Raw genomic sequence first — 16625 nt, 5'->3', positions numbered from 1 at the left:
CGTCGCACCCGACTCGAACGGTGGCGCAGCCAGCACCCCGGAGTCCGCGGCCGGTGAGCGCTCGTCGCGCCCCCGGCAGCGCCGTCGGCGTCATGACTCGGCACAGGGCGAGTCCGCACCGGCATCGACCAGCGCCGACTGACCCACCGGCGCCCGGCACACGTCGCTCCGACCGCACCGGTCCCCCGCTCCTTGGCAACACACCCGCTTGTCGCGTGCCAACCCCTGCTGCAGCAGGAGCAGGCAGGCGACAAGCGGGTGTGTTGCGTTGGGGAGCCCCTCCCTGTCAGCGGGCCGCGTCACAGCTGCGCAAGAACCTTCGCGGCAACCTCACGGTAGGCCTGCGCGCCCTTGGACGTCCGAGCCGTGGAGAGAATGGACCGCCCGACCGCCGGCGCCTCCGCGAAGCGGATCGTCCTGGGGATCGGCGGTTCGAGGACCGGCACGCCGTAGCGCTCGCCGACATCGGCCAGCACCTCGCGCACGTGCCGGCTCCGCCCGTCATGGAGCGTCGGCAGGATCCCGAGCACCTCGAGATCCGGGTTGAGGATCCGCTGCACGTCCGCAACGGTGTCGAGCAGCTGACCGACACCGCGGTGGCTCAACATCTCGGCTGGCATCGGCACGATGACCGCATCAGCCGCCGTCAGCGCGTTGAGGGTCAGCACGCCGAGGCTGGGTGAGCAGTCGATGAGGATGATGTCGTATGCCGCTGGGCCCGCTTCGTCGTCCGCGCCGCCTTCCAGCGCGGTGCGCAAGACGTACTCGCGACCCGGCCGCGGCATCAGCATGGCCTCGGCGCCGGCCAGGTCGATCGTCGACGGGACGAGGTCGAGTCCCTCGTCGCAGCTCAGGACGGCGTCGGCCACGGGCGCGCCCTGCGTGAGCACCTCGTGGATGGAGGTGTCCACCGTGTCGGGGTCGATCCCGAGTGAGAAGGTGAGGCAGGCCTGAGGATCGAGGTCGATGAGGAGCACCCGCTTGCCCTGCTCGACGAAGGCAGCGCCGAGGCTCGCGACCGAGGTCGTCTTGGCGACGCCGCCCTTCTGGTTGGCCAGGGCGAGGATCGTGGGGCGACGGTCTCCCGTCTTGGGGCGGACCATGGCGCCAGTGTGTCAGGTCGTCCGGGTCAGAAGGCGGAGATCGTGCGCGGCGCCCGCTCCGAGCGTGTGAGGGCGGACACGATGTTTCCCTGGCCGTGCTTCTTCATCGCCAGACGGGTGAGCAGCCCCAGCACCGGGTCGAGAACAGCCCGCGACAAATCGGGAGCGGTGAAGCCCACACTGGCTGCGACGTCCTCGCCGTGGACGACGATCTCGAGCATCCGCCCAGTGAGGAAGTCGTCGCGAAGAAGTGACCACCCTGTCCACGGGATGAGCACGGGCCGGTCGGCCGGCTGCCTCGCAAGAACCGACGGTAGCTCGGCGCGCGCTCGGACTGCCGCGGCCAGGACGGCCGAATGACCGTCCGAGGCGTCACGCTCGCCGCCCGCACGGATCCCGCTGTTGACCTCGGCGTCATGCCCAGCGCTGACCCAGGCCGAGCGGTGATAGTGCTCGTCGACGGTGATCGGGTCGGCTCCGGGCTCGCCCTGCAGCAGCCGAAGTGCCGTCGGCAGCTGCCCGGCCAAGTGCGCCACCAGGCCGCCGATCGACCAGTCGGCCAGTGCGCTGGGCTCGCGCCACGCCATGCTGACGTCGTCACGAGCCACGATCGCGATCACGTGGTCGGCCGCCTCCACGAAGGCGGAGCGAAGATCGCTCATGGTTTCTCCTCGATGCTCTCGACGCTGCTTCGAAGCCCGGATGGGTCCACCGCCTCGAGTCCGGCCCAGTCCGACTTCTCCGGACCCATCTGCTGCCCCTCGGGGCAGTGGGCGCGGAAGTCGCACCAGGTGCACAGCGGCGACGGCCGCGGTGTGAAGGACAGCGACTCGATCCCTCGCTCCGCGAAGTCGGCGTCGACCCTACGGAGGTCTCCGGCGATGGACTCCGCCTCGGCGATCTTGCGCTCCAGCGACTCGGTCGTGTGCTCGTACGCGGCGACCGTGCGGGTCGGCACGTGGTGCAGCTCGACTCGGACGCAGGGCCGTCGAAAGACGCGCGCGGCTCCTGCCGCGTAGAGCGCGAGTGGCAGGGAGGTCCGGGCGTCGTCCTCGGACGGCGCTTGGCGACCGGTCTTGTAGTCGACGACGACGACCGTCCCGTCGCGGTCGTCGAGCCGGTCGACCCGCCCGGTCACCGTGATGGAGTCCGTCCTCAGGGCGACCGCGCGCTCGAGTCCAAGCGGTTGGCGATGTCGGTCGACCTGCCGCAGGTAGTCGACCACGGACTCGGTGACCCTCGCCCGCCATGACGCAGACTGCTCGGGGTCACGGAACCCGACGTCGATCCACGAGGTGCGGACGAGCTCGGCCACGCCCTCCGGAGTGCGGCGGGACTGAGGCAGGTCCCAGAAGTCGCGCAGCACGTTGTGGGTCGCGATCCCGACCGAGGTGTGCGCCCGCTGTGATCGCGCCTCCGGCTTGGGCCGGTCGAGGTACTGCATCCGGTAACGCCGTGGGCAGTCGAGCCAGGCCAGCAACCTCGAGGGCGACGCGGGGTACAGCGGGGTCGGCATGCCTACGAAGGTGCCCTGCTCCACTCTCACGTCAGCCACCCTAGGCCGGACCCATGACAGAGGCTCGCACCGAGTCGGCCACCCACCGGACGCCGACGGCCGCGAGGAACAGACCCGCGATCCCGGTCACCGCCGCACCACCGGCGTCGCCGCGCTCGCCTGCGACTCGATGGAGGCGAACACCTCTGGGGCTGTCGTGTACTCGGCCAGCCGGTTGTGCTTGCCCACGCCGTGGTAATCGCTGGCACCCGTCACGAGCAAGCCGAGCCGACGAGCCAGAGCCAGTGCGCGCTCGACCTCCGAAGGTCCGTGGTCGCGGTGGAAGGCTTCGAGACCGGCGAGCCCAGCGGCATACATCTCCTCGACGAGCGCGTCGGTAACTGTCTCTCCCCTTGTCCTGGTGAACGGGTGGGCGAGCACGGGCACGCCGCCTGCCCCACGAACAAGCTCGCAGGCGCGCACCGGATGCGGCGAGTAGTGCTTGACGTAATAGGGCGACTCGTTGGTGAGCCACTCTCGGAAGGCCTCGTCGCGGTGCCGGATCGTCCCGTTGGCGATGAGCGCGTCGGCGATGTGCGGGCGCCCGGGCGTCGCGCCCGGCGCCACCTGGTCGAGCACCTCGTCGTAGGTGATCGGGATCCCGTCGTCCGCCATCAGCGCGACCATGCGCTCGAGCCGCTTGGCGCGCGACTCGCGGGCCTTGGCGAGCTCGCCCATCAGGTCCACGTCGTGCGGGTCCGTCAAGTAGCCGAGGAGATGGATCGACCCGTGGTGCCAGGTCGTGGAGATCTCGATGCCGCGCACGAGCGCTAGGCCGTGGTCGCGCGCGGCCGCCTCAGCTTCTGCCCAACCCGCCACGGTGTCGTGGTCGGTGATCCCGAGGACGTCGATGCTCGCTTCTCGTGCGGCAATGACCAGCTCCGTGGGGGTGTCGGTCCCGTCGCTCGCCGTCGAGTGCGTGTGCAGGTCGATGACGGGGACGGCGCTCACGGGCCAAGCGTATTGGTCCACCGGCCGCCCTCCCGCGCCTCCCGCAACACACCCGCGTATCGACCGGTCGCACGGCCTGCAGCAGCGGCAGGCGGTCGATAAGCGGGTGTGTTGCCATGGGAGTCGGGACGGGCGGCCCGGCCGGGGGTCGGCGGGGGGTCGGTGGTCGTCGGCGGAGCCTGCCGCCGGGACAATCAGGCGCTGGGGCGCTCCTCGGTGGCGTGTGGTCGCAGGACCAGGTGACGCGCCTGCCTGATCCGGACGCCGATCAGTCCCGGACGGGCGAGGTCGTCCCAGATCACGCGCTCGACCGGATGGCCCTCGCGCCGGATCGCGTCCTCACGTCGCTTCTCCAGCCACACAACCTGTCCCGGCTCGGGGGCCGCATCGTCCTCGTCGTCCCGGTCTCGCTCGTACTTGTTGCGACCATCGAACTCCAGGACGACTCCTTCGACGAGGAAGTCGACCTGGCCGATGAACCGCCCTTCCCGGTCCCTGATCACCACTTGGCTCTCGTACCCCAGGCCGAGATCGTCAAGGATCAGGCGCGTCCTTGACTCTCCAACGGACTGGGCCTTCGCGTCCATGTGCATGACGGCATCCATCGCGCGAGTCCGGCCCTCGTGTGGTGTGAGCCGAGCGACCTCGTCGATGAGCTCGGCGACGGTGATGAGCCCGCGATGGAGAGCGGCGTCGCCCGCCACCACCGCGCAGTCACGACCCATGGACACGGCACTCCGCACGATGGCGCGCGCGACCGATACGGCGGGCACCCCTTCGAGCTCCTGGAGAAGCAGCCCACGGGACGGGTGCAGGGCCAGGCCTCGCCGGTGGGTCACCTGTCTCACCTTGGACACGAGGTCAAGCCGGTCGGCGGCATAGTCCCAGAGCGGCAGTCCGTGGAGGGCGAGGGCGGCGTGATGGCTCAGCCCGTCGCCGGGGCGCGTTCGGGCGACCGCCAAGGCCGTGAGCAGATAGCGCTCCTCAGGGTTCGCGCTGGCCCACACCGCGCTCGCGACGTAGGCCTCTCGCCGCACCCGGACGAGCTCGCCCACAGCCACCGCACGCCGAAGTTCATGGTCTGGAACCGCAAGAGCCTTCGCCTGCGCCGCCGAGAAGGTGCCGCCCTGTCGGCCGGCCAACGCCTGAAGTCGTTTGTCCATGGGAGCGAGCCCAGCGGCATACGGCATCGGCGGGAACACCCTCCCCCGCGCCTGTGGACAGGGAACCCGAGAGCCGGCCACCTGTGGACCACGACGAACACACCCGTTTACCGAGCGGTCACGCGACCTGCAGCCGGGGCGACCAGTCGATAAGCGGGTGTGTTGCGGAAGGAAGCGGGATCAGGCCTCCTGGCCCGGCGTGGACCCGGCCCAGTTCTTGTCCGCTTGCGGCACGGGCCGGCCCGGCTGCTCTCCACCGCGCGCGTCCAGGTAGTTCTCCTTCGGCACCATGACCTTGCGGCGGAAGATGCACACCACCTTGCCGTCCTGGTTGTAGCCGATCGTCTCGACGTGGACGACGCCCCGGTCGTCCTTCGACGTCGACTCCCACTTGTCGAGGACCGTCGTCTCGCCGTAGATCGTGTCGCCGTGGAACGTCGGCGCGACGTGACGCAGCGACTCGATCTCGAGGTTGGCGATTGCCTTGCCGGAGACGTCCGGGACCGACATGCCGAGCAGCAGCGAGTAGACGTAGTTGCCCACCACCACGTTGCGCCCGAACTGCGTCGTCTCACTCGCATAGTGCTCGTCCAGGTGCAAGGGGTGGTGGTTCATGGTGAGCAGGCAGAAGAGGTGGTCGTCGTACTCCGTGACCGTCTTGCCGGGCCAGTGCTTGTACACCGCGCCGACCTCGAACTCCTCGTAGCTGCGACCGAACTGCATGCCGTCCTCCTGAGACCCACCGCGTGCGAAAGCGAACGGTGACCAGCCTGCCGGACCCAGCGGCATACAGACATGGCCGTATGCCGTGTGCTTCCTCACGCTGCCCGACCACTCACCGGGTCGGCGGGGTCTCCGAGTCCACCCTCGGCAGCTCGCCGGTGTCGGACAGGAGCGGCACGATGATCGCCGCCGAGGCCGACGGGTCGGACGGCAGACGCGTGCCCGCGGCCCGTCCGATCAGGCTGCCGTGCCGGCGGGCGAGGAGCAGCGCCGCGAGGTAGGTGCCGAGCGAGACACCTGCCGCGAGTCCCAGCCCCAGCCCGAACGCCTCGGCGAGCGTCGGCAGCCCCGCGGAGAAGCCCAACCCGTCCGGCTGCGTGACGATGAGCGAGATCCCCTCGTAGGCCTTGCGGCCCGGGAGGAGGGGGACGATCGCTGCGGTCGTCACCGCGAGCGCCGAGATCCGGGCCCGACGCGCGAGGAGTCGAGCGGCGAAGCCGATGACGAGAGCCGCCAACGCCGACGACGTCACGGCACCGGCCTCCGCCCGCTCCCCGATGGCGACGATGACCCAGCCGAGGGCAGCCGCTGCTCCGGCGGCCGTGAGGGCACGCCCGGTGGAGTACGAGGAGACGCCGAACGCGACGGCGATGACCACCGCGCACGCGACCTGGACGAGGACGTTGTCGCCGAGCAGGGTGCGCGAGCTGATGGCGATCGGGTAGCCGAGGCCCTGTCCGACCGCGAGGACGACCGAGACCCCCACGGCGATGCCGAGCGAGAGGACGACGACCTCGAACGCCCGCGCCCCGGCCGTCACGTAGTAGCCCTCGAGGGCGTCCTCCCCGGCGCCCACGATCGAGAGCCCCGACAGCAGCAGCACGATGCCGGACGCCACGACGAGCGATGGTGACACGTCGCCGAAGAAGGTCATGCCCGCCGACTGCCCGACCACGATGAGGGTCGCCACGATGGTCGGGATCGCCGCGCCGACGCACTGGGAGAAAAAGGAGGCCATCCCGGCCTTGCTCAGCACGTCGTTGACCCGGGTGACGACAGCGGCCGTCAGGAAGCTCAGCAGGACGATGAACCACCCGCCGCCGAGAAGCCCTGCAGCACCTGCGGCAAGCGTCGCGCTGGCGGCGGTGACGACCCATCGCCGGTACGGGTGCGGTGCGGTGAGGACGGCGTCGAAGCGGATCCGAGCGTCCTCGACGTCGATGGGGTCACGGCTGAGTGCGACGATGAGGGAACGCAGTCGCTGCAGCCGCGTGTAGTCCTGGACGCGGAAGCGCACGATCCGCATGACGGTGATCGGGTCGGCGTCCGGCCCGCGGTGGTACGAGACGGTCACGGACGTGTAGGTGACGTCGACGTGGACGCTGGCGAGTCCGTAGGTCCGGGTCAGCATGAGCACGGTCGCGGTGACGTCAGCCGCCGCCGCACCGGTGGAGAGCATCGCGACTCCCGCGCGCATCGCCAGATCGATCACGGCCTGGGCAGTCTTGCGGTCCACGCCGTCCGGTGAGCGCCAGAGGGCGATCTCGTCGGTCGGCGGCCCGCTCGGACGGAGGGCTCGCCGGGTGCTCGCGCGGAGGGACGGGAGCGAGCGCAGCGAGGAGGACCTGGCGGTCGGCCGGCGTGGTCGGTCGCTGGGGGGCACACGGAGACTGTATTGCCGGGACCGCCGGGTAATTGGGTTTCTGCCGCGACGCCGCGACGTGGAAGCATGGGCAGGTGATGAGCGAAGAGCAGAAGAAGAGCGCCAGCCGCGCCCGGCCGACCACCGACGAGTTCCGGGCCTTCGTCGCGGCTGGGTGGGCTCCCCGCCGCACCGACCTTCCCGAGCGCTCTCAAGTGGCACCGTATGCCGCTGAGCGCCGTGCCGCTGTGAGCGCGGCCTTCCCGGGTCAGCGCCTCGTCATACCGGCCGGTGGCCTCAAGGTCCGCAGCAACGACACGGACTATGTCTTCCGGCCGCACAGCGCCTTCGCGCATCTGACTGGCCTCGGCAGCGACCGCGAGGCGGACGCCGTCCTCGTCCTCGAGCCCGTGGGCGCCGCCGGTGGTGACGGCGACCGCGACACGCCGGGCCACGAGGCGATCCTCTACTTCCGTCCACTTTCGGGCCGCGACACCGATGAGTTCTTCGGGGACTCGCGCTACGGGGAGTTCTGGGTCGGGGCACGGCCCACCATCGAGGACGTCGAGGCCGAGCTCGGCATCACCGCGCGGCACATCGACGAGTTCGCCGACGCCGTGGCCAAGGATGCCGGACAGGTCGGCATCCGCGTGGTGCGCGAGGCCGATGCCGACGTCGCGGCCGCGGTGGACAAGGCGCGCGCGGAGGCGGCCGATGCCGCGGGAGCAGCCACTGCCGAGCAGCGCACCGAGGCCGAGCACGAGGCGGACGACGAGCTGTCGTCCTTCCTCTCCCACCTGCGGATGATCAAGGACGAGTGGGAGATCGAGGAGATGCGCTCCGCGATCGAGGGGACGCACCGCGGTTTCGAGGCGGTCATCGCCGACCTGCCCGAGGCCATCCGTCGGGGCCGTGGGGAGCGCTGGGTCGAGGGGGTCTTCGGCCTGTATGCGCGGCACCACGGCAACGGCGTCGGCTACGACTCGATCTGCGCGAGCGGCGACCACGCCAACACCCTGCACTGGATCAAGAACACCGGCGACGTCACGGAGGGGGACCTGCTCCTGCTCGACGCCGGGGTCGAGGTCGACTCTCTCTTCACCGCCGACATCACGCGAACCCTGCCGGTGAGTGGCACCTTCACCGAGGCACAACGCCGGATCTATGACGCGGTTTACGCCGCCCAGGAGGCCGGGATCGCCGCGTGCAAGCCGGGCAACCGGTTCAGCGACATCCACGACGCCGCCATCCGGGTCATCGCGGAGCACCTCCACGAGTGGGGCCTGCTGCCCGAGGGTGTCGACGTCGAGGCGACGCTCGACAAGGAGCACGGCCAGTATCACCGCCGGTGGATGGTGCACGGCACGAGCCATCACCTCGGACTCGACGTCCACGACTGTGCCCTCGCCACCCGCGAGCAGTACACGGACGCGGAGCTCAAGCCCGGGATGATCCTCACCGTCGAGCCCGGCCTCTACTTCAAGGCGGACGACCTTTTGGCGCCGGCTGAGTTCCGCGGCAACGGCGTGCGGATCGAGGACGACATCCTCATCACCGAGGACGGCTGCGAGAACCTCTCGGCTGCGATGCCGCGTACCGCGGATGACGTCGAGGCCTGGATCGCGCGGATCTGGTCCGCGCGTGGCTGAGCCCCTCAGGGCACCGTCGTGACGGTCACGTCCGGTGGGTAGGGATTCTGGTTGCGTGGAGCCACCGGTGGGACCGGCGTGCCGGGGTCAGCTGGCGCGCCCGAGCCACCCTTGCCAGTAGTGCCGCTGGAGCCGCTGGAACCGTCGGACGAGACCGGCTGATCTGGATCGGGTCCCGGGATGGGCGGGCTCCACTGCTCGACGAGGTCGATGACCGAGCCGGCGTCCTCCGCGGCCAACCCGCTCCCGAACGCCTGCGGTGTGCATGTCGGGGAGACGTTGACCCAGACGGCAGGCCCTTCCGCATAGTTGAGGACGAGCCGAAACTGCCGCGAGTAGTCGTCACCCGTGTTCGAGCAGCCGGAGTCGCTCAGCCCGACGGTGAGGCCGCGCAGCGCTCCCACCACCTCGCGACTCTGCTCGGCGGACAGCCGGGTCGGCTGCTCGGTCCCGTTGGCCCGATTGCGGCAGACGGTAACCCGCGGATCCCCTTCGGGCGCCAGCGACAGGTGGTCGCCGAGCCGACCGAAGCCCCAGCTGGCGCAGGCTCCCCTCGGCGTTGCGTCGCCACGGGGCTGTCCCCCGACGATCCCATCCAGTCGGGAACCCACCGCAGCGGGCGACACGAAGTCACCGTTGGTCGACTTCGAGCACCCGTTGGGATCCGCCTTGGCGGCCACCCAGACGATCGCGTCCGGGTAGCGCGACCCGATGAGATGCACGGTCTCGTCCCCGCCCATGGCGGTGCACGCCTTGGACCGCAGGTTGTCCAGCGGAGCCCAGGTGAGCAGCTCGACCAGCTCGGACCGCTCGCTGGCGGACACCACCGTGCGGGTCTTGAGCCGGAAGGGTGAAGTGAGCGAGCCGCTGACCATGTCCAGGACCGGATAGCTGCACACGACGAGCGACTCGGGCTCCCGGTCCGGTAACAGGCGGGCGTTGCCGTCGATGCCCTGGGGTTTCTCCGGAACCGTCATCCCATCCTGGTCGGTGATCGTCGCGGGACACTCGAGCGCACCATCAGCGGCGACGGGCTGGGCGGTCACGCTCCGCACCGGCCCGACCGTCGACGGGGTTGTCCCGCCTGGGCCTGTCGCGGCCGGGTTCGCACAGGCGGCAAGCACCGTTGCGACACCGAGGCCACCGATGGCGGAGACGAGACGGCGTGACCGTACTGGCATGGCAGACCTCCGGGTTGGATCCTCACCGACGAAGACCCCTCGTGCGTCCAGAACGTTGCATCCCACCGCAACACACCCGCTTATGGACTGCCACCCCGAGTTGCAGCAGGTGCGACCAGTCGGCAAGCGGGTGTGTTGCGCTGTCTGGTAGCCGGCGGGCTGGGAGCGGGCGGGGTGGGAGCGGTTGGGCTGGGACCGGGCCGGCCCGCGGGAGCGGGCTCAGCGGCATACGACCACTGGATGGAACTGGCCGTGCTGGGGCTCAGCCGTCCGTGCGGTCCGCCGGGGGCGGTGGCGGCACCTCGGTGGGCGAGGGCGCGGTCGGCGCGCCATAGCCGGTCAACCCGCTCGAGTGGATGCCGACCTTCCCGAGGATCTCGCGCGCCTGCTGCGCGAACTTGTGCTCGGTGAAGACCTCGTACTTGGTCGCGACGACCTGGCTCACGGATGAGAAGTCACGGGTGCCACGCGTGAACGCATAGCCGACGAGCGACCAGATGAGACCGAACAGGACACCCCAGAGGGCGGTGGCCAACAGCAGCGAGAAGGCGCTCGTCGGTGGGTTGAACAGCGAGAAGATCAACCCGACGAAGAGTCCCAGCCACAGCCCCGACAGTGCTCCACCCAGTGCGACCCGACCCCACGTCAGCCGCGCCGTGACGCGCTCGACCTGCTTGAGCTCCGTGCCGACGATGAGGCAGTTCTCGACCGGGAATCCACTGTCCGACAGGGTGTCGACGGCCTTCTGCGCGTCCTCGTACTTGTCGAACGTGCCGAGCGACATCGGGTAGTCGAGGGACAGGGTCGCGAAGCCCGGGCGCCCACCCGGACCCTTCGGTTGCAGGCTCATGACCTCATCCTCGCACTTCCCACGTCCACGCCGCGGGACCTCATGACTTGAGTCGGTAGTCCTCGACGAGGCGTCGACCGATGATCATCCGCTGGATGTCGGCCGTGCCCTCGCCGATGAGCAGCATCGGCGCCTCGCGATAGAGCCGCTCGATCTCGTACTCCTTCGAGTAGCCGTAGCCGCCGTGGATCCGGAAGCTGCCCTCGACGACCTGGGCGCAGTTCTCCGAGGCAAGGTACTTCGCCATGCCGGCCTCGAGGTCGTTGCGCTCGCCGGAGTCCTTCTTGCGTGCAGCCTTGACCATCATCTCGTGGGCGGCCTCCACCTTGACGGCCATGTCGGCGAGGCGGAAGAGGACAGCCTGGTGGTCAACGATCTTCTTGCCGAAGGTCTCCCGCTGCTGGGCGTACGCGATGCCGAGCTCGAACGCGCGCCGCGCGACGCCACAGCCGCGCGCAGCGACGTTGACCCGGCCGACCTCGACGCCGTCCATCATCTGGTAGAAGCCCTTGCCCGGCTCGCCACCCAGGATCTGGGCGGAGCTGGTCCGATGATTGTCGAGGATGAGCTCCGTCGTGTCGACCCCCTTATAGCCCATCTTCTCGATCTTGCCGGGCACCGTGATGCCCTGGGCCGTCTCGCCGAAGCCGGACTCCTTCTCGATGAGGAAGGTCGTCATGTTCCGGTAGACGCTGTCCGCACCGGTGTCGGTCTTGACGAGGACGGCGACGAGGTTGGCCGAGCCGCCGTTGGTGAGCCACATCTTCTGCCCGTTGATCGTCCAGTCACCGTCGTCACCCTTGACCGCCCTGCTCTTGATGGCGGCCACGTCTGAGCCGCAACCCGGCTCTGACATCGAGAAGGCGCCGCGGACCTCCCCCGTGGCCATCTTCGGCAGGTAGCGCTGCTTCTGCTCCTCGGTGCCGTGCTGGAGGATCATGTAGGCGACGATGAAGTGGGTGTTGACGATGCCGCTCACCGACATCCACCCGCGCGAGATCTCCTCGACGCAGAGCGCGTAGGTCAGCAGCGACTCACCGAGGCCGCCGTACTCCTCGGGGATCATCAGTCCGAAGATCCCCATCTCCTTCATCTGGTCGACGATCGCCTGCGGGTACTCGTCCTTGTGCTCGAGGTCGGTCGCGACGGGGAGGATCTGCTCGTCGACGAATTCACGGACGAGGCTGAGCAGCTCGGTCTGCTCCTCCGTGAGGCCTTCGGTCTGCTGGAGTCGGGACATGCGAGATCGCCACCTTGCGCTCGGGCTGGGTCAACAACTTGTCCGAGTATGCCGCTGAGCTCGCTTCCCGGGACACGGCTCCTCGTGTGAGCCGTCCCACCTGCAACGGCTCGGGGCTCGGTCGTGTGGGCAACGTCACCGCCGCCATGCGGCTCCTGGTTCGGGTTGTCTGGCCACGGTCACCAGAGAGCGCCGAACCCCACCTTCTTCGCCTTGACAGTGCCCTCAAGGGTCGAGCGCTGCTCGAACTGCTCCACCTTGAGACCGGCATGAACCGCCTTGAGGTGGGCTGCTCGGGTCGCATCTGGGCGGTCCTTCAGCGATTGCAGGAACAGGTGGGTGAACGCGCCGTTCGGACGGCCCTCGAAGGTCGCATCCGAGGCGGTCTGGTCCGGCCTGCAGGCCGCGAAAAGGACTGGTCTGGCGCCCTTGCCCCGCTTGGTCAGCTCGACGAGGGCCTTCCGGTCGACCGTCCGGGCAGGGGTGTGCTCGCGAATGGCGCGGGCGCGGTCGAGCCCGCGTGGGGTTGGCGGCGGCAGGAATCGGGGCTTGCGCCCAAGGGTCATGGCCAGCTGGAGCTCCTCGAGGTCCTTGAGGCCGGTGCCGCTGTGGCAGGTGTCCAGGAGCACCTCCAGGAGCGCCCCCTCGGGCACGCGCTGGAACAGGTCGTGCAGCTCGTCGTCCGAGATGACGGTGTTGCGGTCCCACTGGTCGCCAGCCCGCTTGATGTCGTAGCAGGCGAAGACCTCATCAAGTCCGTCGGGCTCATCCGTCTCTCCGGGCTGGTTCGGGACCTGCGTGCCGTGGCTCGAGAACGAGAAGACGAGATGGTCACCCGGTTTGGCCTTGTCGACCATCGCAGTGAGGGCGCCCATGACCGCCTTCTTCGTGGCCTCCGAATCGCGCAGCACCGTCATCGTGCGCGACGTGAAGCCGAACTTCTTGAGCGCGGCCGAGATGTCGTTCGCGTCGTTGACGCATCCCGCCAGCCAGCTGCTCATCGGGAGGTGCTTGAACTCGTTGATGCCGACACAGACGGCGCTGCGTGCCATGGCCAGATCCTTTCCTGTTGAGCTGCTGCTGATCGTCGTCGCTTGGTTGGGCCGCCTCACGAACGCCTGAGCACGGCGTCGGGACGTGCGTAGACGACGAAGGCGAGCCAGGTCGCATCCCCCTGCTCTCGGGCCGCCTGGCGCGCTCTCGCGGTGGCCACCGCCATGGGCGTCCCGTCCAGCAGCTCGTCGTAGAGCTTCTCGACGAACGCGCGCGAGGGCTGTTGGTGGACCGACCAGAGGCAGGAGACGAACGCGGACGCTCCGGCGTCCAGGAAGGCATCGGCGAATCCGCCCGCCGTCGTGAGCAGGATCCCCTCGCGACCGGTCTGGCACGCGTTGAGGACCACGACCGGCCCCGCCTCACCCGGGCGGGCCCACCGGGCGTTCTCGCTCACCTCGGTAGCGGAGAGGAACTGCGGCTCGACGTTCCGTCCCCGTTTGCGGCCCTGGAGCAGAATGCGGGCACCGAGGATGTCCTCCAGGTCCGCGGCGCCGTGGCCAGAGAAGTGGAGCAGGTCGAAGCGGCCGCCTCGCAACAGCTGGAGCACCCCTGTCGGTGTCGCACGGACCGGGCTGGCTCCGAAGTGCTCCGCGAGGTAGCGCTCCTCGTGAACCGGTTCGGACAGGACGAAGCTCGGGTCGCGGTAGTCGGGGATGAGCGTTCTGGCGCGACCCTCGCGGATCCGGATCTCCTTCGGCGGGAAGCTGCCGAGACGCCATCGCACCAGCCCGCCCTGCGCGAGGAAACGGGGCTTCTGCTGGCGCGGTCCCCTTGGTGGCTTGAGATGCACGAGCTCCCAAGGGACGTACGGCTCGTCGGCGTAGACGATGAGGTCGCCGATCTGGTTGCGATGCTCCCAGAGGTAGGCCTGCATGTCCTCCGGCAGCAGCAGGTCGTAGAGCCGGGTGCCGATGTCCTGCAGACGTCGCAGCACCTGCGCCTCGCTCAGGTCGGCACCGACGATCTCCTGGACCTCATCGAGGAAGGCCGCCATGGTCCGCGCACGGTCGACGATGGGCAGGGACTGGAAGGCGACCGGTTGGCCGTCCTGCTCGATCCGGACGGCGTATTTGTAGATGACCGAGCCGTCGGGTTGGGCGCTCTCGATGATGTCGAGGCACGGCAGGCCGTCGAGCTCGGGCGCGTCGATCCCGGTATGGATCTGGGCGCGTGCCGGCGGTGCCGGCGCGCCGAGGGCCGCTCGGGAGACCGCTTTCGCCTCGAGGGAGAGGGTCGCCAGCGGCACCCATCCCTGCCGGACGATGGCGTGCACCACGACGGGCCCGGTCGACAGCGCGCGCACGGTGAAGGGAACGGACGATTCCCCGCCGCCGAGCGGGAGCCCGAGGATGTCGGAGTCGGAGCCGACTACCTCCGCGTTCGACTTCCCGACGACCTGGACCGAGACCGGTCGCTCGGCCTCGACGGCGACCTTCGCGGAGGCGTGAACCATCCCCTCGCCCGCCTCGATGTCCTTGCGAGACAGCGTGACGCAGACCTCGAACGCCTCCCTGGCGACGACGGTCGCCGGCATCTCCGCGGCAACGGTGGCCTGTGCCGGGGCGGGTTCTGGCGGACCGGCCTCCGGAACGGGGGGTGGGAACGGTGGCGGCGGGGCCATCGGCAGGTCCCGGCTGGGCGGCTCAGGCATGGGCTCCGGCTCGGGCATGGGCATGGCCTCGGGCTCGCCGCCCGCCCCCATCCCGAGCGGAAGCCAGCCGCCGATCGCCTCGATGACCTCGACCTGGCTGAAGTAGTTGGTGTGGTAGATCCGGTCGTTCGTCTCGAACAGCCGGACCTCAGCGACGAAACCGCCGGTGGGTAGTCCGATGGCGCTCATCGAGGCCGTGTCGACGACGAGGTCGTTCTCGCCCTTGAACAGGTCGTCGACAAAGCCTTCCGCCAACCTGACGACGAGCTCGCGAGGGAACTCGGGCGGCCGGTGGGAGTCGTCGAGGAGCTCGACGTGGAAGTTGGAGGCGATGACGAACCAGTTCGTCCCCGGCTCGGGCTGCTTCGGCTGCACCTTGTTGAGGTCTGTGACGAACGGGCCGCTCGGCATCATTGCGGCGAGCCCGGGTACACCGTTGTCCTCACCGAGGTAGGACACGAGGTACTTGACGAGCGCACCGATGCCCTTGACGACTCCAGCGACCACCGCAGCCACGGGCGCACCGCCGGGAATGGCGGCCAGGGCACCAGCGCCCACGCTGACGAGATTGGTGTAGAGATCGATGAGGTCGTGCCACCGGTCGGGATCGGCAAGGTGCGTGCCGCCGTTCGTCGCCGCGACGAAGATGATCCGGTCGACCCGCCCCGGCCAGCTCGAGCGGGGCAGCTCGTACTCCGCGAGGCTGCGCGTCGTCAGGCCGCCCCTGCTGTGCGTGATGATGTCGATGACGAACTCGTCGTCGGGCTGGTGCGTGCTCAGCCGCTCGAGGAGGTCCTTGGCGTTCTCGCGGGGATCGACGCTCAGCGTCCGGTGGTCGAAGCCGATGACCGCGTCATACGCAGCGATGGCGGTGCGGAGCAGTCCCATGGCGTTCTCGTCATAGGTGATCGCGCCGAAGCCACCGGCCGTGGACGAGAACGTGCCATGGATGAACAGCAGGATGCGGACGGGACGGTCGGTCGGGAGGTGGAGCTCATCCAGTCGGTCGATCCGTCGCCAGGAGCCGAGATCGGTGTCGGTGATGTGCACCAACCCTGGACGGACATGCTCCTCCATCTTCTCGATCGCCTTGCCGACGACGAGAGGTGCAGCGAACCGGAAGACGATGGCCTGGACCGGGCCCTTGACGACGTCTCCGAGCAGTCCGCGGGTGCGCACCTGGTGCCGCGCCGGCCGTTTTCGGCCTCTCGCTCGCCCATCCTCGACCAGGTCGATGGTGAAGCGCGCAGTACGCGGGCCGAGGTCGATCGATCGCGTGCGGTGGCCGGCGTCGACCGGCAGGTGCCAGGAGTACACGCCGTCTCGCTCGAGGAGGACGACCGCGTCCTCCTCCGACCCGACATCGACCTCGACCATCGCCATCGCTCGAGAGGGACGGCCGGGAGCTGTCCCCGGCAGCCCCCGATCGCGCCGCGGTGAGAGGTCGAGACGCTGCATGGTCAGGAGACCGCTGTCCTCCAGCGAGGCGACGATCGCATCCTTGGCGACTTGCTGCTCGAAGCCCGGCTCGCCGGGAAGCGCACGCGCGCGCGAGGCTTCCCGCACGTCGTAGGAGCGAGGCACGACGACTCGGACACCTTCACTGGCGAAGGAGGTGGGCGGCATACGGCTCCCTCTTGGCTCAATCGCGATCGCTCACATTTCACCGTAGAGCCGAGCCCCCTGCCGCTGATACAGAATCGCCGAGAACGAGCGCCGAAAACCGTTTGCGCGTCGCCCGCGTCAGGGGGCAACCTCGATGCAACCGCACCGGCCCTGGGAGCCGCTGCACGAGTCCAAGGAGGGTGACATGTCCATCACGGTCCGGGCATCCCTGCCCACATCCACCACTTCCTTGGAG

Annotated in this window: 13 protein-coding genes; 1 reads left to right on the top strand and 12 read right to left on the bottom strand. The window is 69.2% G+C overall.

The window, feature by feature from the left end:
* Window positions 1–299 precede the first annotated feature (299 nt).
* From VIR15_RS16285 to VIR15_RS16255, 7 genes are all read right to left on the bottom strand, one after another.
* Entirely contained in the window at window positions 300–1103 is an 804-nt protein-coding gene (locus VIR15_RS16285) for a ParA family protein (RefSeq protein ID WP_331929611.1), read from the bottom strand.
* 26 nt (window positions 1104–1129) lie between these two features.
* Complete coding sequence (locus VIR15_RS16280) at window positions 1130–1765, bottom strand: maleylpyruvate isomerase N-terminal domain-containing protein (protein ID WP_331929609.1); 636 nt, start codon at window positions 1763–1765, stop codon at window positions 1130–1132.
* Window positions 1762–2619 (bottom strand): RecB family exonuclease, encoded by an 858-nt coding sequence (locus tag VIR15_RS16275; protein ID WP_331929607.1) that lies wholly within the window; start codon window positions 2617–2619, stop codon window positions 1762–1764. The genes VIR15_RS16280 and VIR15_RS16275 overlap by 4 nt, the downstream gene beginning before the upstream one ends.
* Window positions 2620–2745: 126 nt before the next feature.
* The gene (locus tag VIR15_RS16270; RefSeq protein ID WP_331929605.1) at window positions 2746–3609 is read right to left on the bottom strand and encodes a PHP domain-containing protein; all 864 of its coding nucleotides are present in this window, start codon (window positions 3607–3609) and stop codon (window positions 2746–2748) included.
* 194 nt (window positions 3610–3803) lie between these two features.
* Window positions 3804–4772 (bottom strand): type IV toxin-antitoxin system AbiEi family antitoxin domain-containing protein, encoded by a 969-nt coding sequence (locus VIR15_RS16265; RefSeq protein WP_331929603.1) that lies wholly within the window; start codon window positions 4770–4772, stop codon window positions 3804–3806.
* A gap of 180 nt (window positions 4773–4952) precedes the next feature.
* Window positions 4953–5495, bottom strand: a complete 543-nt coding sequence (locus VIR15_RS16260) for a MaoC family dehydratase (protein ID WP_331929601.1) — start codon at window positions 5493–5495, stop codon at window positions 4953–4955.
* Window positions 5496–5607: 112 nt separating this feature from the next.
* The gene (locus VIR15_RS16255; protein WP_331929599.1) at window positions 5608–7158 is read right to left on the bottom strand and encodes a threonine/serine exporter family protein; all 1551 of its coding nucleotides are present in this window, start codon (window positions 7156–7158) and stop codon (window positions 5608–5610) included.
* A 77-nt stretch (window positions 7159–7235) separates the two neighbouring features.
* Between VIR15_RS16255 and VIR15_RS16250 the strand changes: the two genes are divergently transcribed.
* Window positions 7236–8786, top strand: a complete 1551-nt coding sequence (locus VIR15_RS16250; protein WP_331929597.1) for an aminopeptidase P family protein — start codon at window positions 7236–7238, stop codon at window positions 8784–8786.
* Window positions 8787–8791: 5 nt separating this feature from the next.
* On the opposite strand, the gene VIR15_RS16245 is transcribed toward VIR15_RS16250, so the two are convergent.
* The 5 genes from VIR15_RS16245 to VIR15_RS16225 form a co-directional block, all read right to left on the bottom strand.
* On the bottom strand, window positions 8792–9832 hold the full coding sequence (locus tag VIR15_RS16245) for a hypothetical protein (RefSeq protein ID WP_331929595.1): 1041 nt from the start codon (window positions 9830–9832) through the stop codon (window positions 8792–8794).
* 397 nt (window positions 9833–10229) lie between these two features.
* Window positions 10230–10817, bottom strand: a complete 588-nt coding sequence (locus VIR15_RS16240) for a YflT domain-containing protein (RefSeq protein WP_331929593.1) — start codon at window positions 10815–10817, stop codon at window positions 10230–10232.
* A 40-nt stretch (window positions 10818–10857) separates the two neighbouring features.
* A complete protein-coding gene (locus VIR15_RS16235; protein ID WP_331929591.1) occupies window positions 10858–12057 on the bottom strand; it encodes an acyl-CoA dehydrogenase family protein in 1200 nt (399 codons plus the stop codon).
* 179 nt (window positions 12058–12236) lie between these two features.
* Window positions 12237–13109 carry a caspase family protein gene (locus VIR15_RS16230; protein ID WP_331929589.1) on the bottom strand — a complete coding sequence of 291 codons (873 nt, stop codon included), beginning with the start codon at window positions 13107–13109 and terminating at the stop codon, window positions 12237–12239.
* A 56-nt stretch (window positions 13110–13165) separates the two neighbouring features.
* Window positions 13166–16390 carry a DUF7379 domain-containing protein gene (locus VIR15_RS16225; protein WP_331929587.1) on the bottom strand — a complete coding sequence of 1075 codons (3225 nt, stop codon included), beginning with the start codon at window positions 16388–16390 and terminating at the stop codon, window positions 13166–13168.
* Window positions 16391–16625 lie beyond the last annotated feature (235 nt).

Source organism: Intrasporangium sp. (assembly GCF_036566125.1).
Lineage (GTDB): Bacteria > Actinomycetota > Actinomycetes > Actinomycetales > Dermatophilaceae > Intrasporangium.
The sequence above is the reverse complement of the archived record's forward strand: the minus strand, read 5'-3'. Positions and strand labels throughout refer to the sequence as shown.